We start from the raw sequence: 23214 nt of genomic DNA on the forward strand, positions 1-23214 counted from the left end.
CGACGGCGGTTTTGCTGCAGGTGCACAATGCATCGGCACAGGGCCGGAGCAGCGCGGAAACCAAGGGATGCAGAGATGAAGATGATCATAGCCGCCATCAAGCCCTTCAAGCTGGACGAGGTCCGCGAGGCGCTGACCGGTCTTGGCGTGAGCGGGCTGATGGTCACAGAAATCAAGGGCTTTGGCGCCCAGGCGGGCCACACGGAAATCTACCGCGGCGCCGAATACGAAGTGAATTTCGTCCCCAAGCTGAAGCTGGAACTGGTGGTGCCCGCCGATCAGGCCGACCAGGCCATCAGCGCGATTTCCGAGACCGCCCGCACCGGAAAACTTGGGGAGGGCAGGATCGGCGACGGCAAGATTTTTGTTCTGGACGTGGAACAGGCCGTGCGGGTCCGCACCGGCGAAACCAACCTCGAGGCGCTGTAAGGCGCCCGGCATGGAGGAAAGACCTATGAAGAACCTGAAACTCCCCCTCGCGGCGCTGGCACTGGCCGCGCTGCCGGGACTGGCGCTGGCTCAGGACGGCCCCGCCCCCGGTGTGAACCCCGCGACCGATACCGTGTTCATCCTGAACTCGCTGCTGTTTCTGATCGGCGGCTGCCTGGTGTTCTGGATGGCTGCCGGCTTTGCCATGCTGGAGGCCGGCCTGGTGCGCTCCAAGAACGTGACCATGCAGCTGACCAAGAACATGGCGCTGTTTTCCCTGGCCGCCGTGTTCTACTGGCTGATCGGCTATAACCTGATGTATCCGCTGGGCAACTGGGCGGTTGACGGCGTGCTGTCCGGTGTCTTTGGCCCCGGCGTGCTGGAGGCGGTCGGAATCACCGCCGAAGGTGCCGACGACTATTCCTATGCCACGACCGGCTCGGATTTCTTCTTTCAGCTGATGTTCTGTGCCGCCACTGCCTCGATCGTATCGGGCACTTTGGCAGAGCGCATCAAGCTGTGGCCCTTCCTGATCTTCACCATCGTGCTGACGTCGGTGATCTACCCGTTCCAGGCAAGCTGGAAATGGGGCGGCGGCTTCCTGGAGCAGATGGGTTTCCTGGATTTCGCGGGCTCAACCGTGGTGCATTCGGTGGGCGGCTGGGCGGCGCTGACCGGGGCGCTGATCCTGGGGCCGCGCATTGGCAAGTACAAGGACGGCAAAACCATTCCGATGCCCGGCTCCAACCTGGCGCTGGCAACGCTTGGCACCTTCATCCTGTGGATGGGCTGGTTCGGCTTCAACGGCGGCTCGCAGCTGGCGATGGGCTCGATTGGCGATGTAGCTGACATCAGCCGGATCTTCGCCAATACCAATGCCGCTGCAGCGGGCGGCGCGGTGGCCGCTTTGGTTCTGACCCAGCTTTTGTTCCGCAAGCCGGACCTGACGATGATCCTGAACGGCGCGCTGGCGGGTCTGGTGGCTATCACCGCCGAGCCGCTGACTCCGGGCCTGGGCCTATCCACTCTGATCGGCGCCATCGGCGGGGTGATCGTGGTCTTTGCGGTGCCGTTCCTGGACAAGCTGCAGATCGACGACGTGGTGGGCGCCATTCCGGTGCATCTGTTCTGCGGTATCTGGGGCACTGTTGCGGTCGTGCTGTCGAACCCCGACGCGACACTGCTGAAACAGCTGACCGGGATTGCCGTAGTAGGGATCTTCACCATTGCCGCCTCGGCCGCAGTGTGGATGATCCTGCGCGCCACCACCGGCATCCGGGTGGAGGAAGAAGATGAGGTCAACGGGCTGGACATGGCAGAGCTGGGCATGGAGGCCTATCCGGAGTTCTCGCCCAGCTGACCCCCTGCACGGCATTGAAACAAAAGGACGGCGCTTTCATGGGGCGCCGTCTTTGCATTTGCAGCGCGCGAATGTTTTGAATCTGCAGCCGCCAACGAAAAACGCGCCCCTGAAAGGAGCGCGTTTTGGGATGTCCTGACGGCGGCCTCAGACGCCGGCGTCGACGATTGCCTTGGCCAGCACCGGAACGGTCTGCGCATTCAGGCCGGCGATATTGAGGCGGCTGTCGCCGACCATGTAGATGCCGTTGTCGACCCGCATCTTCTCGACCAGATCCGGCGTGGTGCCCAGGAGCGAGAACATGCCGCGGTGCTGGGCAATGAAGCCGAACCGGTCCGAGCCGGTCAGCCGCTGCAGCTCATCCGCAAGGCTTTGGCGCAGGTCCAGCATGCCGAGGCGCACCTCTTCCAGCTCTGCCGCCCAGTCGGCGCGCAGGGCGTCATCGTTCAGGATCATCGTCACCAGCCGCGCACCGTGGTCCGGCGGGAAGGAGTAGTTCTGCCGGTTCAGGAACGCCAGGGTGCCCTGGTTCAGGGCCTGCGCCCCCGCGTCATTCGACACCGCCATCAGCAGGCCGGTGCGCTCGCGGTAGATGCCGAAATTCTTGGAGCAGCTGGCCGCGATCAGTACCTCGGGGCAACCCGCCGCCACCAGGCGCACGCCCCTCGCATCTTCCTCCAAACCGTCGCCAAAGCCCTGATACGCGATGTCGATCATCGGGATCAGGCCGCGTTCGTTCAACAGCGCGATGACCTCTTTCCACTGGGTCTCGTTCAGATTGGCGCCGGTCGGGTTATGGCAGCAGCCGTGCAGCAGCACCACGTCGCCCTTCTGCGCGCCCTTCAGGTCTTCCATCATGCCGTCAAAGTCGACACCGCGGGTGTCGCGGTCGAAATAACGGTAGGTGACGGCCTCAATGCCGACGTAATTCAGGATCGACACATGGTTCGGCCAGGTCGGGTCCGAAACGAACACCCGGGCCTTGGGATTGGCCATTGTGATCAGTTCAAACGCCTGGCGCACAGCCCCGGTGCCCCCGGGGGTCGCGGCCGCCGCGATATTTTCACGCGCCACGGCATCGCCCAGGATCAGCTTGATCATAGCGTCGCCATAAGCCGGGTCGCCGGCCAGGCCGACGTAGGCCTTGCTGGTCTGCTCTTCCCACAGCTTGTGCTCGGCCGCCTTGATCGCGCGCATCACCGGGGTGACGCCCTCGGCGTTCTTGTAGACGCCGACGCCAAGGTCGATCTTGTCGGCGCGCGGGTCGTCGCGGTACATCTGCATCAGCGCCAGGATCTTGTCGGCGGGCTGGGGTTTCAGGGTCTCGAACATCAGTTCTCTCCGGTAGCAACGGGAAGGGTCGGGAAGGCACCCCACTCCGCCCACGAGCCATCATAGACCGCATGATCGGTCTTGCCGATGCGCTCCAATGCAAGGCTGAGGACGGCGGCGGTGACGCCCGAACCGCAGGTGGTAATCACAGGTTTGTTCAGATCGGCACCGGCGGCGGCAAATTCGGCGCGCAGGCCCTCTGCATCCTTCATGGTGCCATCCGCATTCAGCAGGCGGCCGAAGGGCACGTTTTTCGAACCAGGGATGTGACCCGCCCGCAGGCCTTCGCGCGGCTCCGGCACCTTGCCGCGGAACCGCGCGGCGGCGCGGGCGTCGATGATTTCATGGTCGCCCAGCTTGGCCGCGGAAGACACCTGTGTCACATCGCGCACCATGTGATTTTGCACCCGCACGGTCATATGGCGGTCGCGGATCACCGGCGGAAGGTCCTCAACCGGGCGGCCTTCGGCCTGCCATTTCGGGAAACCGCCATCCAGCACCGCAACATTGGCCTGCCCCATCAGGCGGAACAGCCACCAGACACGGGCGGCGGAAAACAGGCCCGTTCCGTCATAGACCACCACCTGGTGGCCGTCGCCGACACCCATCGCCCGCAGGCGGGACATGAATTTCTCAACCGGCGGCACCATATGCGGCAGGTCCGAGCGGTGGTCGGAGATATCGTCAATATCGAAAAAGCGCGCGCCGGGGATATGGGCCGCGTCATATTCCGCCTTGGGATCGCGGTCTTCCTGCGGCAAATACCAGGAAGCGTCCAGCACCCGCAGATCCGGATCCTTCAGATGGGCGGCCAGCCAGTCGGTGGAAACCAGCGTCTTTGGATCATCCTGCATCAAAGCGTCTCCCTTTCTGCGCATGCGCTATGGGTACATCTGGCGGCACAGCGGTGCAAGGCCGCGGCGCCCTCTGCCTGCGGTTACAAAATTCTTGCGAGCCGTTAATGGAACGTTAACGGCATAGGCCCAAGTTTCAGCATTTCATTGCAAAGGCCCATTGTATGCCCGCTTTCCGCAGTTTCCTTACCGCCTTTCTGATTGCAGCGGGCATATTCAGCCCCGGCACCTTGCACGCAGAATGCGTGGAGATCGGAAAAACATGCATTGGCATCAACGACTTGACGGCAAAGGTCCGGATTGGAAACCACACGCCGGACCTGCAGAGACTGAACCAGTTCACTGAGCTGACCGATCTTACCCTGATGGCCGAGCTGCAGTTCAAGGACCCTGTCGACCTGTCCGCTCTCACTGCGCTGTCAAAGCTGGAAAAGCTGGCCTTGGTGAACATCACAGCGCCTGACCTTGCACCGCTCAACCGGCTGCCGCGGCTGAAGCGGCTCAGCCTTGATTCTGTCCGCGTGCCCGACTTTACCCCGCTGGCCCGGATGACACAGCTTGAGCACCTCTCGGTCTGGGGTGCCGGCGACGTCACCGACCTGTCCTTTGCCAGCGGCCTGACCCGGCTGCAGAGCCTGAACATTGCTGATTCCGGTGTATCCGACCTGAGCCCGCTGTCGGGCCTTACCGACCTGGCTGTCTTTCTTGCCTTCAACACGCAGGTCTCCGACCTCAGCCCGTTGGCGGGTGCCAACCTGCAGGTGGCCTGGATCTCCAATTGCCCGGTCAAAAGCGTGGCCGCTCTGGCCGCTTCTGACCGGCTGGAGATGCTGCGCGCTGATGGAACCTTGCTGAAAACCCTGGACGGGCTGGAGGGGAAACCCGCACTGCACACCCTCATCCTGTCAGACACCCAGGTGGCGGACCTGACCCCGCTGACGGATGCAACCGGTCTGATGGATCTGGCCCTGGATGGAACCCGGATCAGCGACATCACACCGCTGGGCGGACTGGACGCGCTGCGCAAACTGATCCTGGCAGACACGGCGGTCTCCAGCCTTGCTCCGCTGGCGGGCAAAAACCTGCGCGAACTGTCGCTGACCAATACCGCAGTGTCCAGCCTTGCTGCGGTGGAGAAAATGGAGAACCTTTGGGACTTCAGCATATCCGGAACAGGCGTCACCGACCTCGCACCGCTTAGGAAACTTAAAAAGCTATCCATTCTCCGGGCCATCGGCCTGCCCGCTGCAACGCTGCAACCGCTGCTGGAGGTCGAAAACCTGCGGATTGTCTATGCCGGCCCTGATTCCGCTTCGCAAAGGCGTCTGCTCGGGAAAGACAAAATCGCTCAGTACCTCACAGGCACCCCCTAGCTGGTGCAACTGCTGCGCAGTGGGCTCCCTGCCCTGATACCGGCAGCACAATCACAGCGCCCGCCAAGATCAGTCCCGGCGAGGACGTGACAGGTCCTGCTCCCGTATCAAGGGGCGCGGCGGGCCTGACAGGCAGAATGCCACCAGCGCCGCAACAGGCGCCGATGCCAGCCGGCAGGCGCATGACCCCGGCTATTTTCTGGCTGGAAATACTCCGGGTGAATTGGCCGCCCGGCCAAGAGGGCAGCGCCCTGCCCCTGGTCAGCGTGCGTCTTTCAGCAGCCGCTGCTTCTGGCGGGACCAGTCGCGCTTGGCCTCGCTCGCCCGTTTGTCGTGGTTCTTCTTACCCTTGGCGATGCCCAGCTTTATCTTGGCCCGGCCCTTGTGGTTGAAATACAGAACCAGCGGCACCAGGGTCATCCCCTTGCGCTGGGTGGCGTTCCACAGGTCCGACAGCTCCTTGCGCGACACCAGCAGCTTGCGGCGGCGGCGCTCTTCATGCTTGAAGACCTTGGCCTGTTCGTAAGGCGGGATATAGGCATTCACCAGCCACAGCTCGCCGTTCTCCACCGCAGCATAGCTGTCTGCGATGTTCGTACCGCCCCCGCGCAGCGCCTTGACTTCGGACCCCTCCAGCATGATGCCGCATTCGATATCGTCTTCGATCGCGTAATCGAACCGTGCCCGCCGGCTCTCGGCGATCACTTTGTAATTCGGGTCGGATGTCTGCTTCTTCTTGGCCATGGGAGGCAGATGTAAGGCGGCGCGGCGGCGGGCGCAAGGCGCGCTTCACCGCTTCCGGCTGCGCAGCAGCGTGAAAACACCACTGCCGACAATCACAGCACTGCCGATCAGGGTCAGCGCATCGGGCCGCTCGCCAAACACCAGCCCCCCCAGCACCATGGCAAAGATAAGCCTAGTGTACCGGAACGGCGCAATCACCGCGATTTCGCCCGCCCGCATCGCCCCGGACAAGGCGTTATAAGCGATGACACCTATCCCCGTGGCCGCCATGATCTCCAGCCAATTGCTCAGGCTTGGCCAAACCGCCCCGCCGGTCCAGCCCAGCGCGATCACACCGGCAATCACCAGCATGGCAAAGCCAAGGAAGCCCAGCTGGTTGTTGCTCATGTCCTTGGGTGCCGCACGGGTGGCCAGATCCCGGCCCGCAAACCCCAGCGTGCCGGCGACGGCAAACAGCGAGGCAGGTTCAAACCCGCTCAGCCCCGGACGCAAGATCAGCAGCACGCCCACAAACCCCAGCCCGATCGCCAGCCAGCGCCGCCAGCCCACCGTCTCACCAAAGAACACCACAGCTCCCGCCGCCACCACCAGCGGCGTCGCCTGAAGGATGGCCGAGGCCGAGGACAACGGCGTCAGCGCAATCGCCAGCGTATAGCACAGCCGCCCCACGACCTCTGCAACAGAGCGCAGCAGCATCGGGCGCGTGCCGAATCCCGGATGCCACGGGGCATGACCTTGCGCACGCGCCATCGTGGCAAAGACCGCCATGCCGCCCAGGCCGAAGAGGATCAGGATCTGTCCCACTGGAATGTCGCGGGCCGCGGACTTGATGAACATGTCTTCTAGCGCAAAGGCGGCCATCGCCAGCACCATCAGAAGGCTTCCGCGCAGCGTATCCATTCCGGTGCCCTTTCAAATTCAGAAAACTCAATGAGTTGGGCATTTGGTAGGCCCGCCGCAGACAATGCACAAGAGAACGGCTTCAGTCCCGCTGCGTCAGACCTGCCTGCCGGTAATGGTGCATGTTGAGAAAGGCCGCGCCGGTCTCGGCGCTGCGGTAGCCATGCGGCTGGTCGGCAGCAAAACGCAGGCCCTGCCCCGCCTCCAGCGGCACCCATTCGCCGCCCCGCAGCACCTCCATCAATCCGTGCAGCACAAACACTTCCTCGGTGACACCGGTATCATGCGGCTGGGACTGGTGGCATTGTCCCGGCTTCAGCGTCACCTTAAAGGTCTCTGCCCCGAGCAGCGGATCGAAGGGAAAGACAATTTTCACACCGATGCTGCCAGGGAACTGCACCGTCTCATAGACCCCGGCAACCTGCCCCACCGGCCGCGTTGCCTCGCCGATCAGCGCGGTCAGCGGCAGGTGAAAGCCCTTGGCGATCTTCCACAGGGTGGCAATCGTCGGGCTTGATTCGCCGCGCTCGATCTGTCCCAGCATTGCCTTGCTGACGCCGGTCGCCTCCGCCGCCTTGCTGAGGCTAAGCCCAGCCGCCGTACGGATGTCCCGCAGGTTCAGGGTGATGGTTTCATCGCTCATAAGATCCGCCGCTCAAAAAACCACTTGTGCGCTATAACGCACGATGTGTATTGTGCGCTATAACGCACAGCATCCCTAGCCGATCCGGCATCAAAGGAAAACCCGCATGCTCAAGGAGCTGAAACTTTCGCATCTTGTCTCCGGCGCGGTGGCCGTGCTGGTGGGCTATACCGGATCAGTCGCCATCATCTTTCAAGCGATCGAAGCGGTCGGCGCCACCCAGGCTCAGGCCAACAGCTGGATGCTAGTACTGGGCCTGGGCATGGGCGTAACCTGCCTGATCCTGTCGATGATATACCGGATGCCGATCCTGACCGCCTGGTCCACCCCCGGCGCAGCACTGCTGGCGGTCAGTTTGAACAGTGTCCCCATTGCCGAAGCAATCGGCGCCTTCCTGCTCTGTGCCGCGCTCCTGACCCTTACCGGCATTACCGGGTGGTTTGCCGCCCTGTCGCGACTGATCCCCGACACACTGGCCAGCGCCATGCTCGCGGGTATTCTGTTCCAGTTCGGGCTCTCTGCCTTCACCGCTTTGCAAACGGACACCGCGCTGGTGGCGGTGATGGGCCTCAGCTTCCTGTTGGGGCGCAAACTGTTCCCGCGCTACTGTATCCCCGCGGTGCTGGCGGCAGGCGTGGCCTGGTGCGCAGGCACCGGCGCCTTTGGCAGCCTTGATGCGCTGGACCTGACGCTGGCGCGCCCCGTGTTTGTGATGCCCGCCTTCTCGCTGCCCGTACTGATCGGGATCGGCCTGCCGCTGTATATCGTCACCATGTCCTCGCAGAACATGCCCGGTGTGGTGGCCCTGAAGGCTTGCGGCTATGATGCACCGGTTTCCGCCAGCCTGACTGTAACCGGTCTGGCCTCGCTGATCCTTGCCCCGTTCGGCGGCTTTGCCTTCAATCTCGCCGCCATTACCGCCGCGATCTGCGCAGGACCGGAGGCGGATGAGAACCCGGACACCCGCTATCTCGCCGGGGTCATGACCGGCGCGGTCTATATTCTGGTCGGCCTGGGCGGCGCAACCGTCATCAGCCTGTTCCTGATCGCACCCAAGGCGCTGGTGGCCGCCGTCGCGGGACTTGCGCTGCTCTCAACCATCGGCAACAGCCTGTCTGCCGCACTGTCGGACGCCAAGGGCCGCGAGGCGGCACTGATCACCTTCATGATCACAGTGTCCGGCATCAGCTTCTTTGGAATCGGCGCGCCGTTCTGGGCGCTGGTGCTGGGGCTGGCGGTGAATCACTGGCTGAAAGCCCCCGAACCCGCCCCGGTGCGCGTCTGACAGCCCCCGGAGAGACATTTCACCCCTGAATTCCGGCGCCAACTGTGCCAAAATTATCGAACAGCCCCCCGGCAGGTTGCCTTTATTGCGCAAATCGTGTCCCTGAGGGCAAAGACTAAGGGAACCAGCCTGATGCCAATGTACCGATCCAGAACCTCCACCCATGGCCGCAACATGGCGGGCGCACGCGGATTGTGGCGCGCAACCGGCATGAAGGATGATGATTTCGGCAAGCCGATCATCGCCATCGTCAACTCCTTCACCCAGTTCGTGCCCGGCCACGTGCACCTCAAAGACCTGGGCCAGATGGTCGCCCGCGAGGTTGAGGCGGCCGGCGGTGTGGCCAAGGAATTCAACACCATCGCGGTGGATGACGGCATCGCCATGGGCCATGACGGCATGCTCTACTCGCTGCCCTCGCGCGAGGTGATCGCTGACAGCGTCGAATACATGGTCAACGCCCATTGCGCCGATGCCATGGTTTGCATTTCCAACTGCGACAAGATCACTCCGGGGATGCTGATGGCCGCCATGCGCCTGAACATCCCGGCGATCTTTGTCTCCGGCGGCCCGATGGAAGCGGGCAAGATCGACATTGCCGATCTGGACATGAAGAAGATCGACCTGGTGGACGCGATGGTTGCCGCTGCCAATGACAAATTCACCGACGAGCAGGTCCAGCACATCGAAGAGAACGCCTGCCCGACCTGCGGGTCGTGCTCGGGCATGTTCACCGCCAACTCGATGAACTGCCTGGCCGAGGCCCTGGGCCTGGCGCTGCCGGGCAACGGCTCGACCCTGGCTACGCATGCCGACCGCAAGCATTTGTTCCTGGAAGCCGGACGCAAGATCGTCGATATCACCAAGCGCCACTATGTGGGCGAAGAAAAGGGCCTGCTGCCGCGTGAGATCGCCACCTTCGAGGCGTTTGAAAACGCGATGAGCCTGGATATCGCCATGGGCGGCTCCACCAACACCGTGCTGCATCTGCTGGCGATCGCCAACGAAGGCGAAGTCGACTTCAACATGTCCCACATGGACCAGCTCAGCCGCAAGGTGCCCTGCCTTTGCAAGGTCGCCCCGAACACTGCCAACGTGCATATGGAAGACGTGCACCGGGCCGGCGGCATCTTCTCGATCCTGGGCGAGCTGAGCCGCGCGGGCCTGCTGCACAACAATTGCAGCACCGTGCATGCCTCGACCATGGGCGAGGCGATTGCCAAGTGGGACATTAAGGTTGCCAACAACCCCGAGGCCGAGGAGCTGTTCAAGGCCGCCCCCGGCGGCGTGCGCACAACGCAGGCGTTCTCCCAGTCAAACCGTTACAAAGAGCTGGACGACGACCGTGAAAACGGTGTAATCCGCTCCAAAGAGCACGCCTTCAGCCAGGACGGCGGCCTTGCGGTGCTGTTCGGCAACATTGCGCTGGACGGCTGCATCGTGAAGACCGCCGGTGTCGACGCCAGCAACCTGACCTTCACCGGCTCGGCCTATGTCTGCGAAAGCCAGGACGCTGCGGTCAACGACATCCTGACCGGCAAGGTCAAGGAAGGCGACGTGGTGGTGATCCGCTATGAGGGCCCGCGCGGCGGCCCGGGGATGCAGGAAATGCTGTACCCGACCTCCTATCTGAAGTCGAAGGGCCTCGGCAAAGCCTGCGCGCTGCTGACCGACGGACGCTTCTCCGGCGGCACCTCGGGCCTGTCGATCGGCCATGTCTCGCCCGAGGCAGCCGAAGGCGGCACCATCGGCTTGGTGTGCCAGGGCGACACCATCGAGATCGACATCCCCAACCGAACCATCCATCTGGCGGTGCCGGACGAGGAACTGGCGGCGCGGCGTGAGGCGCAGGATGCGGCTGGCTGGAAGCCGGCCGCGCCGCGCAAGCGCAAGGTCTCCAAGGCGCTGAGGGCCTATGGCCTGCTGGCAACTTCGGCTGCAAAAGGTGCGGTTCGCGCGCTGCCGGACGAAGACTGAGGCAGAGCCCCAGCGCGACATGCAATCCCCGCCGCTCAGAACGCGGCGGGTTTTCTTCTTTCCAGGGTTAGTGCTGAAATTAGGCCCGGCAGGGGTTGCTGCTTCTGGTCTCAAGCCTGAAGGAACCGGCTGCGCTAAGGCCGCAACAGCCAGCTCAGAAGGCGAGCCGCCATTGACGCCGCACACGTAAAACGATAGGAGCCCTGAAGCCCGTTACACGGGAATGCACCAATTGTTTTGAGTGCATTTGAGATCCGATTAAAACTCAAGACATTTTGAGGACTATCATGTTGAGACTACTCGCCACGGCTCTAGCTCTTGCAGTTCCGGTCGCTGCAAACGCAGATCCCCAGAAATACTTGTGTAACTTTACAGAACACAATTCTCCCAGAAAAATTGACGACGGTGGGTTTGTGCCCAGCAAATACATGCTGACTATCGACGTTGAAAACAGTGCCGCTACGGCCTATGACAGGTTGGTTCACGAGATCTACCAAGCCCCCATAGCCGCAAAATTTTCAAAAAAGAACAATGGAACATACCGCTTGCGGTGGAAGCTCTCAGGGGTGCCTGTAACTATCACAAAGACTGTAGATTACGGCATACCCGACGTCATCAAAACCAAGTTCAATCTTCGGTACTCGCTGCTGTTTAATCCTGAAACCCTGCAGGGAACACTCTCAGTCAGCGGAGGGGGCGAACGCTTCGCATCAGCAGCCATTCTGGACTGCAAAAAAGCAAACAAGAACATGGCATTCCGCTAAGCACCAAACCGGCGCTCAGAGAGCTCGCCACTTAAACTCGCCTGCCCTCGCCGCGCCAGCGGTGCTGGGCCTAAGGCTTTGGGCTGCATCGCTGATGCAGCGGAAAAGGCGCGGGAGCCCACCCCTTACGCTGCGGCCCGCCTATTCCCCCAGCTTGGCGTGCACCTCTTCCAGGTCGATCTCACCCACCGGCATCTTGTTGGCCGGGTTCTCGAAATCATATTTGAACAGCTCGAAATCGCGCTTGTAGATCTCGTAGACCAGATGCATCGACAGATCGTCGAAATAATCCTCGACCGGATGGGCGCGCTTGGGGCCGTGGCCTTCGCTTTCGTTGAACCGCGGGATCGCGGTCAGGTCCACGGGATGCGGCGTCTCGATCGCATCCAGCACCCCTTGCATCCCGTCATTAAACGCCTCGGTCCAGAAGATCTGGTTGTAGCGCCCGCCGTTCAGGATGAACGTGGACACATGCCCCGACATCGCCGACCAGTGAATGTCCGGATCCATCGGGCGGCGCCAGCGGATGGTGTCGCGCACAAACAGCAGAAACCGCCGGAAGCTGGCGATCTGGTCGAACTCCTGCTTGCCGTCCTCGCCGCCGACCTCGATCCCGTATTCATAGGCCAGCTTGGGCACCAGATTGCCGCGGTAGCGGCGGCCGTTGCGCTGGATGCCGCAGATCTTGTCAAAGAAGGAGCTGAGAACGCGAGTATAGGGGTTCCGCACGCAGGTGAAAGCATAAGACCGCTGCCCCTGCACATTTCGGGTGATCGGCCCCTGGCTGTGCTCCAGCGCCCATTTGTGCAAGCCCTCCTTGGCGTCGTGAATGTCCCCGTCAAAGAACCGCCCGTGATCCGAGTAATACAGGATCTGCCCGATCGTCGAGCAGGCGCATTTCGGCACCACCCGGTAGACCACACTCTCACTTTCCGTCATCCAGGTGCCGGGAAACCCCATCTGCTGCCCTCTTGTCCGTCTTTGCCTGTTCCCAGCAGTAATCGCATATGTTTACCGAAACGGGAACTATCTGGTTTATTCGTGCCTTAAGCCCGCTTATCAAGGGACACAATCAGGCAGAACAAGGCAATCCGTCCGCATCATGGCAAAAATCGCATATATTCTGCTCTGCCATAAGGACCCCGGGGCGGTCATCCAGCAGGCTGAACGGCTGACTGCGGCCGGCGATTACATGGCGATCCACTTCGACGGGCGGGCGGCGCCGGAAGACTACCAGTCGATCCGGGCTGAGCTGGCGGACAATCCCAATGTGACCTTTGCCAGAAAGCGGGTCAGATGCGGCTGGGGGGAATGGTCGCTGGTCGAGGCGACGCTGCACGCGCTGCGCAGCGCAGTTGAGGAGTTTCCCCGCGCCACTCATTTCTACATGCTGTCGGGCGATTGCATGGCGGTGAAAACGGCAGAATACGCCCACCGCTTCCTCGACCAGCATGACAAGGATTTCATCGAAAGCTTCGATTTCTTTGACAGCGACTGGATCAAGACCGGCATGAAAGAGGACCGGCTGATCTACCGGCACTTCTTCAACGAGCGCAAGCACAAGCAGCTGTTCTACTGGAGCCATCGGCTGCAGAAACGCCTGGGGCTGCAGCGCGAGGTTCCGGCAGATATCCAGGTACAGATCGGCAGCCAATGGTGGTGCCTGCGCCGCCGCACGGTGGAGTGGATCCTGGATTTCACCCGCAAACGCCGCGATGTGATGCGGTTCTTCCGCACCACCTGGATCCCGGATGAAACCTTCTTTCAAACTCTGGTGCGCCACCTGATCCCGGAAGGCGAGATCGAGCCCCGCACCCTTACCTTCCTGATGTTCACCGATTACGGGATGCCGGTGAATTTCCACAATGACCATTACGACCTGCTGCTGAGCCAGGACTTTTTGTTCGCCCGCAAGATCAGCCCGGAAGCGACAGAGCTGAAGTCGCGGCTTGGGCGGCTTTATGCGGCGCAGGGCGTCGACTTCCAAATCTCTAACGAGGGGCGCAGCCTGTACAAATTCCTGTCCCAGCGGGGCCGGATCGGGCGCCGTTTCGCACCGCGGTTCTGGGAGACTGAAAGCTCGCTGGGGCGTGAGCGCGAGCTGCTGATCGTGATCTGCAAGAAATGGCACGTGGCCAAGCGGCTGCTGGAGCAGATCCGCCAGGTGACCAATATCCCGGCCATCGAATATCTGTTCAACGAAGAAGACACACCGCTGCCCGATCTCGGCGGCATCCAGGCTGCGCTGATGAAGCGCACCCGCCACCGCCGTGCGCTGATGCGGATGCTGTTCGAATACTACGAGTCCGATCAGCTGCTCATCTGCCTGGATCCCGGCGCAGTCGATCTGATGAATGATTTCCATTCCGACCGTTCCTCGACCCGTTTCCTGCAGATCGAATGCGAGTTCAGCGATGACTATCTGGCCGGCCACGCGCACCGGGTCGGACTGGCGGGCGAACGCACACCGCAATTGACGCTCGAGCGCCTGCTGCCGACAATCCGCAACGACATCCTGTATGAAAACGACCGCATCCGCGATGCCGGGTTCAGCCAGCTGTTCCAGATACGGGAAAGCAACAGCCCGGAGGAGAATGCAGACCAGCTGCGCGGCTTCCTGGGTCTGACCGAGGAGAAAGCCATGCAGATTGCCGGGAACCACTACCTGTTTGCAGATTGAGCCGAGCAGCACCCAATCGGGCAGGCACGCAGAAACGCCCAAAGTGCGGGACAGGCCGGAGATGCACCGGGCCCGCGCAGCCGCAGGCGGCGGCAGGACTTCGCCGCCGCCCTGACATTGGGGTTTAGCGTCAGTCTTCCAGCGCTTTGATCATGTCCACCCGTGTTGCATGGCGGCCGCCCTCAAAGCCCGCGTTCAGGAATGCATCCACAATGTCCAGCGCCAGGCCTTCGCCCACGACACGCGCACCGATGGACAGCATGTTGGCGTCGTTATGGGCGCGGATCATCCTGGCCGAGAACGTATCGGCGCAGACACCGCAACGGATGCCTTTGACCTTGTTCGCGGCCATCATAATTCCCTGGCCGGTGCCGCACAGGACGATGCCCAGCAGGCACTCGCCAGAGGCGACAAGCCGCGCCGCAGCTGCACCGTGTTCAGGGTAATGCGTACTTTCCGGTGTCTGCGGCCCGATGTCGACCACCTCCCAGCCCTGCGCCTCGATATGTGCAGCGACAGCTTTACGCAGCTCAATAGCGGCGTGGTCGCTGGAAAGGGCAATCCGGTTGCTGGATGTCATGGTTTGGTCGTCCTGTGTCAAAAGGAAGTTTGCGGCATGGCGGCCTTGGATCAAGTCACAGGCGCGCCGTCAATCACTTTATCCCCGGCTTTGGCACGGGAAGCCCCGCTCAGCCGGCTAAACCGCTCTGCAGCAGCCTGTCGATCAGCCCCAGCCAGCCCAGGGCAATGCCATCGCCGGATACCCGGATTGTATCACCATGCCGTAGTTGTTGAAACTGATGTAGTTCTTGTACCGCTCCCCCGCGATGCCCAACTCGGTCTCCAGCCCCTTGATTTTCTGGGAAACCGCCGACTGTGCCAGCCCCAGCGCCTCAGCCGTGCCAGTGAAATTGCCATGCCGGACCACTAGGTCGAACGCAGAAAGCGCAACAGGTTGCAACTCAGCTTCCAAGTAATGCTGCTAATGTCACTCAAAAATTATTGCCTACTGAAAAGGCCTTTTTATATCAGAGAATGCCCTGTGTAAGTTCTGCTAAGGCCGTGTCCCCGGGCGGTACCAACCGGCAGAGCAAAAAAACAGGGATGCTTCTTGTCAATCAAACCTCCTTGAACGGATCTGGCGATCGGCACGTCCGACAGTGGATTCTGCCGGGGCTTCAGCCAGATCACCACCATTTCGTCAAAGCTGATGATCGGCGGGCTGGTGGTCTGGGCAATTGCCTTTCCCGGACAGTCCGGCGCGGTGCTGAATTCGATCAACGGTTTAATCCTGGCCTCTTTCGGCGCCTTGTACATCTGGACCGTGGCGCTGTTTGTCTTGTGCTGCATTGCTCTGGCGTTGCGGCCGACCGCCGGGCGGTTGCAGCTGGGGCAGCCGGGGGACAGCCCTGAATTCTCCAATTTATCCTGGTTTTCGATGATGGTCGGCGCCGGCCTCGGGGTCGGCATGCTGACCTGGGCTGTGGCAGAGCCGATCTATCACTGGAACAACAGCCCTGAAGTGATCCAGGGGCTGACCAATGGCGGCGCGGCGGACAATATCCGCATGGCCTATAAATGGTCGTTCCTGCATTGGGGGCTGGGCGCCTGGGCCTGCTATGCAATAGCCGGGCTGGCGCTGGGGTCCTTCAGCTGCCGCCGCGGGCTGCCGCTGACCATGCGCTCCGCGCTGACACCGCTGTTCGGCACCCGGCTGTCCGGCTCCATCGGCCATGTGGTGGATATCGTCGCCGTGGTCGCCACCATCCTTGGCGTCGCCCAGACCCTGGGTTTCGAGGTGGAGCAATTCGCCGCCGGCGACGAAGGCCCCAAGGCCCGTCCGCATATCGTCTTCTGGGGTGTGGCATCTGGCGCGGTGGTGAGGTGCTGCAATGCGCCGCTCTGATCAAGGCGATCTGCAACGACGTCCGCCGCGCACAGGCAGGGGTTGCCACCACCATCACGCAGGAGCCCGCGGAATACCCCCCGCCCTCGGGTGGCTGCCGGCAGGCTTGGCAGCCGCCCGCACACACTGCCGAAGCGGCCTGCAAACGCTTCGTACAGACCAAGCAAGGAAGCCAAGAAGACCAAATTCCACAACAGGAAAATCCTCCGCCCGGCGATCCGGATGCATGCGGCGGAAGTCGCAAACAGCAGGTTGGACCGGCGCGAATTCCTGTCCTGCGCAACTGCGCTGGGAGTGACCGCATCCGCTGTCAGTGGCAGGATCGGCCTCAACCAGCCGCTGCAGGCGGCAGCCCCCCGCTGTTCAACTGGCCGCAGCTGGGTAACCAGGTGCGGGGCTATCTGGAATACCTCATCCAATACAATGCCGGCGGCTCCTTTGAACCGCGCCTGCTGGAAAGCTGGGAGGTCAGCAAAGACGCTACCGAATACCTGCTGCACATCCGCCCAAGCGTGAGCTGGAACGATGGCCGCGGCATCCTGACGGCCAAGGACATCGCCTATAACTTTGCCCGCTGGTGCGATGGCAAATAGGAGGGCAACTCAATGGCGGCCCGCATGGGCTCTTTGCAGAACGAGGCTGGCGACCGCCCCGCCGAAGGCGCGCTGGAAGTGGCCGGCGACTTGACGCTGAAGGTAAAGCTGCCCCGTCCCGATATCTCGATCATCCCCGCGGTGACCGAAACCCCCGCCGCCATTGTGCCGGACGGCTGGCCGGGTGATCCCGGCGCCGATCCTGTGGGCACCGGCCCGTACAACCTGGCGGGATACAAGGCCGGCGTCAAAGTGGCGCTGGAAAAGAACACCGATCATGAATGGGCCGGGCGGAGGCGCGAAACTGGACCGGATCGAATTCATCGACTTCGGAACGGACGCCTCAACTCATCTGTCGGCAGCCGAAGCCGAAGAAATCGACATGACCTACGAGACTGTGGGCGAATATGTCGACATCTTCACCTCCATCGGCTGGAACGTAAGCGAGTAGGTCTCAGCCAAAACCCTGGCGCTGCGCACCAACCGAGACGCCGAGGTGGGCGGGATGCACCCCTATGCCGATGCCCGCGTCCGCCGCGCCGTGGCGCTGGCCTGCGACAACGCAGTTTTGCTGGAGCCAGACTATGACGGCCGCGGAACCCTGGCGGAAAACCACTATGTCTGCCCGATCCACCCGGAATACGCCGATATCGGCGCGCCCGAGCGGGACACAGAAGCCGCACGCGCGCTGATGGAGGAGGCAGGGATGCTAGGTTTCGAGCACGAGATGTTCTCAATCGACGATGACTGGCGGCGCGACACCACCGACGCGCTGGCGGCGCAGATGCGCGATGCGGGCCTCAAAGGTCAAACGCACGGTGCTGCCCGGCAACACCTTCTGGAACGACAGGGACAAATACCCGTTCAGCTCCACCGGCTGGGGCACCGTCCACTTGGGGGGGCAGGTGCTGACATTGGCCTACAAGACAGGGGGTGCCTGAATTGAAACCGGCCTCGCCAGTGCCGAGTTTGATACAATGCTCGAAGCCGCGTCGGTCATCGCCGACGACGGCACCGTTATCCAGCCAGCACTCGCTCTACCGCCACCCCCGCCCCGGTATCCTCGGCGCTGAGGGCCATCCGATCGCCGAAATCCATGTGCACAAGCTAGCCTTGGAAGCCTGATCGGGCCTAACCGGCAAAAGGGCGCGCGCCAGTCCCGGCGCGCGCCCTTGTTTTTTAGATGTCGACCTCGACCCGGCCAATCGGGTTGGAGCAGCAGGCCAGGATGTAGCCTGCCTCCACGTCTTCCTCCGAGATGCCGCCGTTGTGGACCATATGCACCTCGCCCGCGGTCTTCTTGACCTTGCAGGTGCCGCAGATGCCAAAGGTACAGCCCGACGGGATGTTGAGGCCCGAAGCCTTGGCCACCGCCAGCACCGTATCTGTTTCGGTGCAGGCCGCCATAACACCGGAGGCCGCAAAGCTGATCTCCGCCGCTGCAGTCTCTTCCGGCACCACGTCGTCGATCTCGGGCGCATCGGCTGCAGTCTCAACCGGGGCGCCAAAGCTTTCCTGGTTGTAGTTCGCCATGTCGAAGCCCAGGCCGTTGAGCATGTCGCGCACCGCCTGCATGAACGGGTCCGGCCCGCAGCAGTAGACCTCGCGCTCCAGATAGTCGCCGGCAATCAGGCCCAGCATGATCTGGTTCAGCTGGCCGCGGTAGCCGGTCCAGACCTGATAGGGATCGTCCTCTTCCACCACAAAGTTCAGCTTGAGGCCGGGCACCCGTGCCGCCATGCCTTCCAGCTGGCGCCGCGCGATGATCTCGCTCGGGCGCTTGGCGCAGTTGATAAAGCTGATGTCGGGCGACTGGCCGCGGTCGAACAGATACTGGGTCATCGACAGGCTCGGCGTGATGCCGGAGCCTGCGGAGATGAACAGGAACTTGCCGTTGGGGCGCTTGGGCAGGGTGAACAGCCCCGCAGGCCCCGAGGCTTTCAGCATCCTGCCGGGGCGCAGGTTGTCCAGCATCCAACGGGTGCCGATGCTGTCCGCTTGCGCCTTCACAGTCACCGAGATCGACAGCGGCCGCGACGGCGAGGAACTGATGGTGTAGGTGCGCCAGACGGTCCCGCCCGGCACCGGCAGTTCCAGCGTCAGGAACTGGCCCGGCTGGTATTTGAACCACGCGCCGGAAGGCGCGCGGAAGCTGAAGGTGGCGGTGTTCGGCGCTTCCGGCACAACCGAGACGCATTCCAGCATCTCGTCGTCCTTCCACGCCAGGGTTTCGTCCAGAGATTCGAAATTAGCCTGCAGTCCCATTGGCTTACTCCGCCGCGATCAGGTTGCGGCCGGTCAGGGCGCGGGTCAGGTGTTCAGCATACCAGTTGGAGAACTGAATGACGCCGCTTTCCTGCACTTCGGAATAGGGTCCGGGCTGGTAGGCGGGCGAGTTGATGCCGCGCTGGTTGTCCTCGACCACAATGCGGTCCTCGTCGTTGGTGGCCATCCAGACTTCAGTCAGGCGCTTGATGTCATAGTCCTGGCCCTCAACCGCGTCCTTGTGCACCAGCCACTTGGTGGTCACTTCGGTCTCGGTCGCGCTGATCGGGTTCACCCGGAAGACAAGGGAATGATCCGGCAGGAAATGGTTCCAGGTGGTTGGGTAGTGGAACTTCAGCAGCGTGCCGGCATCGGCAAAGGGCACCCGTCCCAGCGGTTTGGCGACTGCGGCCTTGCCGTCCATTGTATAGCTCTCGGCGCCTTCGTTCAGCGGCATCCGCGCCAGCCGGTGCTGGCCGCGTTCGCCCATGCGGAACTGCGCCGGGCAGCCTGCGGCTTCGATCCGGTCGAAATGCTTCTGCAGATGCGGCGGGGTTTCGCCGCCTTCAACCCCGGTGACCGAAGGATCTTCCGGGAAGGTGCGGCACAGCGACGGGTGGTTGCCGCCGCAGTGATAGCACTCGCGGTTGTTCTCCCAGACCAGCTTCCAGTTGCCGTTCTCGATGATCGAGCTTTCATAGGCGATCTTGGCATTGCCCAGATCATGCGGCTCCAGGTAGGGGCGGGCGGCCTCGGCGAACGCATCGAAATCCGGCGCCTCATCGGCCAGGCAGATATAGATCAGACCGGCCAGATCGCGGCAATGCACTGGCTTCAGCCCGTGTTTGGAGGCATCGAAATCCGGCCCCATGTCGCGTGCCCACAACAGCGAGCCGTCCAGCTCGTAGGTCCACTGGTGGTAGGGGCAGACCAGCTTGGGCGAATTGCCCTTCTTGGCCTTGCACACAACCGATCCGCGATGGCGGCAAGCATTGTGGAAGGCACGCACTTCGCCATCCGTGCCGCGCACGATGATGACGTTATAAGCCCCCACCTGATGGGTCACATAGTTGCCCGGCTTCGGCACTTCGCAGGCGGGAATGGCAAACAGCCACTCGCGGTAGAAGATCTGCCGCAAGTCCAGATCCAGAACGCCCGGATCGGTATAGAACGCCTGTTCCAGAGAGTAGTTTTTCTGCCGGGCCATCAACTTGGCCAGAATCTCGCTATCGTGAAGCATCTGCTTCTCTCCTTTGCCGCAACCCCGCGGCGGGTTGGCTGGGTGCGGGCAGGTGAAGAGAGATTGCAAGCCACACGCCTGCAACCGCCCCGCCGCCGCCCGCGGTTGACGTTTTTCAGGGCAAGGCTGGTTTCCGGACTGTCCCGGGGCCTTTAGGCGGCGGGACCTGGCACCTTCCCGAGGCACCTGCCTCAGTGGTCATTGCCATGCCTTGCCCGGGGTCACCGTTGCGGGGGCAGTGCCGGAGTTTCACCAGCTTCCCAATTCTCCGCCCCGAAGGACGGCACCTTGCTATCCGCGGTATTGCCCTAAAAATCTCCCGCCATCGGAAACAAAACCGACCCGGCGAAACCAGAATAAGACATGCAGGTTCATTACCGGCCACCAGACGAACCTGTCCAATGCCGCAAAATGCGCGCTGCATGCAAAAAGCGGCAAAGACCCCATCTGTCAGCGCTGGTTAAAGCCGTTTCCGGCGAATCTGCACAGCGCTCTCCGCCAGGCCCCGCCGCAACTGAAAAAGGCCGCGTTTCCGCGGCCCTGTCTTACTTCGACTTCCAGCTGTCCAGCCAGCGCCGGAACCGCCCCTTGCGCTCGGCGAGCGCATCGCCCGCCGCATAGAGGCTGTCCTCGACATTTTCGACCATCGGGTCGATCCGCGCCCGGCGGAAGCGGCGCCAGCGCACATAGACCGCCCAGAACAGCGCCGCCAGCAGCACCAGTACAATGATCGAGAACCAGTTGGTCGGCTTGTCCTCCGGACCTGCCACCGGGTTGATCGTCACGGCGTTGGGAAAAATTGACAAGAACTCGTTGCGCCAGCCGTAGTGCATCACCGCCACCCATTCCGGGTTTGCCTTGGTCGAGATGCTGTCATTGGCATCGGTATACAGGTTCGCGGTGTCGAACTTGAAATAGGGCGGCCAGTTCCAGCCGGTATCCTCATTTCGGTAGACCATGTTGCGGCCGCTGGGGCGCACGGCCTGGATGAACTGCACATCGCGGTTGATCAGCTCGGCAGACTGGTCGTCCGGCTTGGACCAGAAGATTTTGGTCCAGTCGTTCAGCTCCTGCCGCTCCTCATAGGTGTTGACGATACGCACCACATCGTACTGCGGCAGCGTGTAATGCAGAAAGGCGCCGAACAGCACCCAGATGGTGATCAGAAAAGCCCATTTGATGAAACGCATCTGCTGCACCTCACATGAAGTTAATGACATAGACCAGAAGCGCGATTGCCCCCAGCGGAATGATATAAACCAGCAGGATCAGCTTGCGCCGGAACGAGCGGTCATATTGTTTCAGCCCCCGCTGGATGAAGGTGCTGCGGTCGCCGGTCAACCCCTTCTCTTTCCAGCGGCGCTTGAGCTTCGCCCGCCGCACCTCGCGCGAGTAAAGCGAGACCGCGCCGTAAGCCACGGTCAGCCCCACCAGCAGGATCAGGATCAGGCGGATAAAACCGAACATCTTTATCGCCCCCTCACCCGGTTCACCGCGCCCCAGGGGCCGACCCGCTCGACACCCCCCTTGCGCCGCACACGCGGCAGCGCTGGTGTGCGGCCCTCCATATCCGGCTCATGCCCGAACAGTGCGGCGCGCGCGCCGGCCTTGTCCACCGCGTACTCCCGCGCCAGGAACTCCGCCGCATAGGCCTTTTTCGTCTCCGGCCAGCCCCGGTACTGGCGGTAGAACGCCTCCTTGTGGCAGATGAACATCTGGCGGAAGTCATGCGGGCACAGCTCCGCCAGCAGCATATTCACCAAGTCCCGCTGGACAGTGTCCGACGCCCGCAGGGAATAGAAATAGGCCGGATGGTCCGAGCGGATTTTCGGCCATTTGCCGCCGCCCTCGGCCCAGCGCACCAGCGCCGCAAGCCCTTCAAACTCCACCGGCAGTTCCTCGGCATGCCGCGCCGCCATCCGCCGCAGGTCGGACCGCGACAGGCCGGACAGATCCCGGCCCTTCTCCGTCAGCACGCTCACCGCCAGAAACCCCATCTTCTGCCGCAGGATCGCCGCGCCATCGACGCCGCGCGCCCGGATCACCGGCTCTGCCAGCCCGTTCAGCTCAAGAAACTTGGCAATCGCATTGCGCTGGGTAAGATCAAACACATGTTTCAACGGCACGCCTTCAGGCTTTGCCCCGCTGGCGATCACCGCCGGATGCTCGACGCCCTGAAACACATACATCCCGCCGAAATGCGCGGTCCAGAAGTTCGCCTGCTCGAACACCTCATGCTCTAAATGCACCGGATTTCGGGTCACATCGCCGGTCTTTTCCGCGGTCGCGATCATCTCCCCGATCAGATCATCATCAAACCAGGCATCTTCCCCGGTCTTGAACCGCTCCACCAGCTCCGCCAGATGGTCCGCATGGCGCAGGGTGCCGCGGGTGGTGTCCGCCTCGATCCGCACTTGGCGGATGTCGAACAGTTTTGCAGGGGTCGAGACCTCGAACACCGAATTCACCAGCTCGCCGGCAACGGCATCGGTCGCCGTCAGCGCGAATAGCTGGCGTTCATTCACCTCGATAAACCGGCGCAGAATGTCCCGGCTGGTGGAGAATTTCACGTGAAGCAGCGGGCAGCGCTTCTGCTCGGTCGACAGCAGTATGAACTGCCGGTTCACCCCCGCATGGTTCAAATAGTGGTCATCCCCCAGCTCGTCGCCCACTTCGGGAGAGTAGCCCGAGATATCGACATGGAAATCGGTGAGCTGAGTGGCCTTGCCGGTCAGATGCGTCAGCGCGCGATTGTAGCGCTCCACCAGCGCGGGCGAGGCGACATGGAAGAGGTTGCCGAACATCAGGCCATGCCGGATGAGGCGTTTCATTGGGCGGCCTCCGATTGCTTATTGAACTGCCACTTGGA

Annotated in this window: 20 protein-coding genes, 2 pseudogenes and 1 riboswitch; of the genes and pseudogenes, 9 read left to right on the forward strand and 13 right to left on the reverse strand. The window is 62.2% G+C overall.

Annotation, left to right across the window (positions count from 1 at the left end):
• Positions 1-75 precede the first annotated feature (75 nt).
• Together METH_RS14515 and METH_RS14520 are read left to right on the forward strand one after the other, a co-directional pair.
• Positions 76-429 (forward strand): P-II family nitrogen regulator, encoded by a 354-nt coding sequence (locus METH_RS14515; protein WP_024091228.1) that lies wholly within the window; start codon positions 76-78, stop codon positions 427-429.
• 25 nt (positions 430-454) lie between these two features.
• Positions 455-1789, forward strand: coding sequence for an ammonium transporter (locus METH_RS14520; protein WP_024091229.1), 1335 nt, complete (start codon positions 455-457; stop codon positions 1787-1789).
• 147 nt (positions 1790-1936) lie between these two features.
• Here the strand turns inward: METH_RS14520 and METH_RS14525 are convergent, their stop codons facing one another.
• Positions 1937-3121: an amino acid aminotransferase gene (locus METH_RS14525; protein ID WP_024091230.1), complete on the reverse strand. Its 1185-nt coding sequence runs from the start codon at positions 3119-3121 to the stop codon at positions 1937-1939.
• Complete coding sequence (gene sseA, locus METH_RS14530; RefSeq protein ID WP_024091231.1) at positions 3121-3975, reverse strand: 3-mercaptopyruvate sulfurtransferase; 855 nt, start codon at positions 3973-3975, stop codon at positions 3121-3123. The genes METH_RS14525 and sseA overlap by 1 nt, the downstream gene beginning before the upstream one ends.
• Positions 3976-4139: 164 nt before the next feature.
• Here sseA and METH_RS14535 point away from each other — a divergent pair, with 164 nt between their 5' ends.
• A complete protein-coding gene (locus tag METH_RS14535; RefSeq protein ID WP_024091232.1) occupies positions 4140-5348 on the forward strand; it encodes a leucine-rich repeat domain-containing protein in 1209 nt (402 codons plus the stop codon).
• A 261-nt stretch (positions 5349-5609) separates the two neighbouring features.
• Here METH_RS14535 and smpB read toward each other — a convergent pair whose 3' ends face one another.
• From smpB to METH_RS14550, 3 genes are all read right to left on the reverse strand, one after another.
• Positions 5610-6092: an SsrA-binding protein SmpB gene (smpB, locus tag METH_RS14540; protein WP_024091233.1), complete on the reverse strand. Its 483-nt coding sequence runs from the start codon at positions 6090-6092 to the stop codon at positions 5610-5612.
• 45 nt (positions 6093-6137) lie between these two features.
• Positions 6138-6992 carry a DMT family transporter gene (locus tag METH_RS14545; protein WP_024091234.1) on the reverse strand — a complete coding sequence of 285 codons (855 nt, stop codon included), beginning with the start codon at positions 6990-6992 and terminating at the stop codon, positions 6138-6140.
• An 82-nt stretch (positions 6993-7074) separates the two neighbouring features.
• Positions 7075-7635, reverse strand: coding sequence for a helix-turn-helix domain-containing protein (locus METH_RS14550; protein WP_024091235.1), 561 nt, complete (start codon positions 7633-7635; stop codon positions 7075-7077).
• A gap of 106 nt (positions 7636-7741) precedes the next feature.
• Here METH_RS14550 and METH_RS14555 point away from each other — a divergent pair, with 106 nt between their 5' ends.
• From METH_RS14555 to METH_RS14565, 3 genes are all read left to right on the forward strand, one after another.
• Complete coding sequence (locus METH_RS14555) at positions 7742-8920, forward strand: benzoate/H(+) symporter BenE family transporter (RefSeq protein ID WP_024091236.1); 1179 nt, start codon at positions 7742-7744, stop codon at positions 8918-8920.
• A 132-nt stretch (positions 8921-9052) separates the two neighbouring features.
• On the forward strand, positions 9053-10897 hold the full coding sequence (ilvD, locus tag METH_RS14560; RefSeq protein WP_024091237.1) for a dihydroxy-acid dehydratase: 1845 nt from the start codon (positions 9053-9055) through the stop codon (positions 10895-10897).
• Between the two features lie 290 nt (positions 10898-11187).
• On the forward strand, positions 11188-11661 hold the full coding sequence (locus tag METH_RS14565; protein WP_156927498.1) for a hypothetical protein: 474 nt from the start codon (positions 11188-11190) through the stop codon (positions 11659-11661).
• Between the two features lie 141 nt (positions 11662-11802).
• On the opposite strand, the gene METH_RS14570 is transcribed toward METH_RS14565, so the two are convergent.
• Positions 11803-12621, reverse strand: coding sequence for a sulfotransferase family protein (locus METH_RS14570; RefSeq protein WP_024091239.1), 819 nt, complete (start codon positions 12619-12621; stop codon positions 11803-11805).
• 142 nt (positions 12622-12763) lie between these two features.
• Between METH_RS14570 and METH_RS14575 the strand changes: the two genes are divergently transcribed.
• Entirely contained in the window at positions 12764-14341 is a 1578-nt protein-coding gene (locus tag METH_RS14575) for a DUF5928 domain-containing protein (RefSeq protein WP_024091240.1), read from the forward strand.
• Positions 14342-14471: 130 nt separating this feature from the next.
• On the opposite strand, the gene rpiB is transcribed toward METH_RS14575, so the two are convergent.
• A complete protein-coding gene (gene rpiB / locus METH_RS14580) occupies positions 14472-14921 on the reverse strand; it encodes a ribose 5-phosphate isomerase B (protein ID WP_024091241.1) in 450 nt (149 codons plus the stop codon).
• 144 nt (positions 14922-15065) lie between these two features.
• The gene (locus METH_RS14585; RefSeq protein ID WP_197538801.1) at positions 15066-15302 is read right to left on the reverse strand and encodes a helix-turn-helix domain-containing protein; all 237 of its coding nucleotides are present in this window, start codon (positions 15300-15302) and stop codon (positions 15066-15068) included.
• A gap of 177 nt (positions 15303-15479) precedes the next feature.
• Here METH_RS14585 and METH_RS14590 point away from each other — a divergent pair.
• Positions 15480-16160 (forward strand): annotated as a pseudogene (locus METH_RS14590) (BCCT family transporter); the annotation flags it as partial.
• Positions 16161-16469: 309 nt separating this feature from the next.
• A pseudogene (locus METH_RS14595) lies at positions 16470-17965 on the forward strand (ABC transporter substrate-binding protein).
• Positions 17966-18019: 54 nt separating this feature from the next.
• Here METH_RS14595 and METH_RS14600 read toward each other — a convergent pair.
• From METH_RS14600 to METH_RS14620, 5 genes are all read right to left on the reverse strand, one after another.
• Positions 18020-19105 (reverse strand): FAD-binding oxidoreductase, encoded by a 1086-nt coding sequence (locus METH_RS14600; RefSeq protein ID WP_024091247.1) that lies wholly within the window; start codon positions 19103-19105, stop codon positions 18020-18022.
• Between the two features lie 4 nt (positions 19106-19109).
• Positions 19110-20345 (reverse strand): aromatic ring-hydroxylating oxygenase subunit alpha, encoded by a 1236-nt coding sequence (locus METH_RS14605; RefSeq protein ID WP_024091248.1) that lies wholly within the window; start codon positions 20343-20345, stop codon positions 19110-19112.
• Between the two features lie 107 nt (positions 20346-20452).
• A riboswitch (cobalamin riboswitch) is annotated at positions 20453-20651 on the reverse strand.
• A 239-nt stretch (positions 20652-20890) separates the two neighbouring features.
• Entirely contained in the window at positions 20891-21535 is a 645-nt protein-coding gene (locus METH_RS14610; protein WP_024091249.1) for a DUF1523 family protein, read from the reverse strand.
• A gap of 10 nt (positions 21536-21545) precedes the next feature.
• Positions 21546-21812, reverse strand: coding sequence for a hypothetical protein (locus METH_RS14615; RefSeq protein WP_024091250.1), 267 nt, complete (start codon positions 21810-21812; stop codon positions 21546-21548).
• A 2-nt stretch (positions 21813-21814) separates the two neighbouring features.
• Complete coding sequence (locus METH_RS14620; protein WP_024091251.1) at positions 21815-23176, reverse strand: DUF6638 family protein; 1362 nt, start codon at positions 23174-23176, stop codon at positions 21815-21817.
• Positions 23177-23214 lie beyond the last annotated feature (38 nt).

This window comes from Leisingera methylohalidivorans DSM 14336 (genome assembly GCF_000511355.1).
Taxonomy (GTDB): domain Bacteria; phylum Pseudomonadota; class Alphaproteobacteria; order Rhodobacterales; family Rhodobacteraceae; genus Leisingera; species Leisingera methylohalidivorans.

What these genes read in the sequence shown, in the direction of transcription:
- sseA (WP_024091231.1), bottom strand. Translation starts at nt 3,975, where the DNA reads ATGCAGGATGATCCAAAGACGCTGGTTTCCACCGACTGGCTGGCCGCC.
- METH_RS14610 (WP_024091249.1), bottom strand. Translation starts at nt 21,535, where the DNA reads ATGCGTTTCATCAAATGGGCTTTTCTGATCACCATCTGGGTGCTGTTC.
- METH_RS14520 (WP_024091229.1), top strand. Translation starts at nt 455, where the DNA reads ATGAAGAACCTGAAACTCCCCCTCGCGGCGCTGGCACTGGCCGCGCTG.
- METH_RS14550 (WP_024091235.1), bottom strand. Translation starts at nt 7,635, where the DNA reads ATGAGCGATGAAACCATCACCCTGAACCTGCGGGACATCCGTACGGCG.
- METH_RS14525 (WP_024091230.1), bottom strand. Translation starts at nt 3,121, where the DNA reads ATGTTCGAGACCCTGAAACCCCAGCCCGCCGACAAGATCCTGGCGCTG.
- METH_RS14620 (WP_024091251.1), bottom strand. Translation starts at nt 23,176, where the DNA reads ATGAAACGCCTCATCCGGCATGGCCTGATGTTCGGCAACCTCTTCCAT.
- METH_RS14575 (WP_024091240.1), top strand. Translation starts at nt 12,764, where the DNA reads ATGGCAAAAATCGCATATATTCTGCTCTGCCATAAGGACCCCGGGGCG.
- METH_RS14605 (WP_024091248.1), bottom strand. Translation starts at nt 20,345, where the DNA reads ATGCTTCACGATAGCGAGATTCTGGCCAAGTTGATGGCCCGGCAGAAA.
- METH_RS14515 (WP_024091228.1), top strand. Translation starts at nt 76, where the DNA reads ATGAAGATGATCATAGCCGCCATCAAGCCCTTCAAGCTGGACGAGGTC.
- METH_RS14555 (WP_024091236.1), top strand. Translation starts at nt 7,742, where the DNA reads ATGCTCAAGGAGCTGAAACTTTCGCATCTTGTCTCCGGCGCGGTGGCC.
- rpiB (WP_024091241.1), bottom strand. Translation starts at nt 14,921, where the DNA reads ATGACATCCAGCAACCGGATTGCCCTTTCCAGCGACCACGCCGCTATT.
- METH_RS14535 (WP_024091232.1), top strand. Translation starts at nt 4,140, where the DNA reads ATGCCCGCTTTCCGCAGTTTCCTTACCGCCTTTCTGATTGCAGCGGGC.
- ilvD (WP_024091237.1), top strand. Translation starts at nt 9,053, where the DNA reads ATGCCAATGTACCGATCCAGAACCTCCACCCATGGCCGCAACATGGCG.
- METH_RS14600 (WP_024091247.1), bottom strand. Translation starts at nt 19,105, where the DNA reads ATGGGACTGCAGGCTAATTTCGAATCTCTGGACGAAACCCTGGCGTGG.
- METH_RS14615 (WP_024091250.1), bottom strand. Translation starts at nt 21,812, where the DNA reads ATGTTCGGTTTTATCCGCCTGATCCTGATCCTGCTGGTGGGGCTGACC.
- METH_RS14570 (WP_024091239.1), bottom strand. Translation starts at nt 12,621, where the DNA reads ATGGGGTTTCCCGGCACCTGGATGACGGAAAGTGAGAGTGTGGTCTAC.
- METH_RS14545 (WP_024091234.1), bottom strand. Translation starts at nt 6,992, where the DNA reads ATGGATACGCTGCGCGGAAGCCTTCTGATGGTGCTGGCGATGGCCGCC.
- smpB (WP_024091233.1), bottom strand. Translation starts at nt 6,092, where the DNA reads ATGGCCAAGAAGAAGCAGACATCCGACCCGAATTACAAAGTGATCGCC.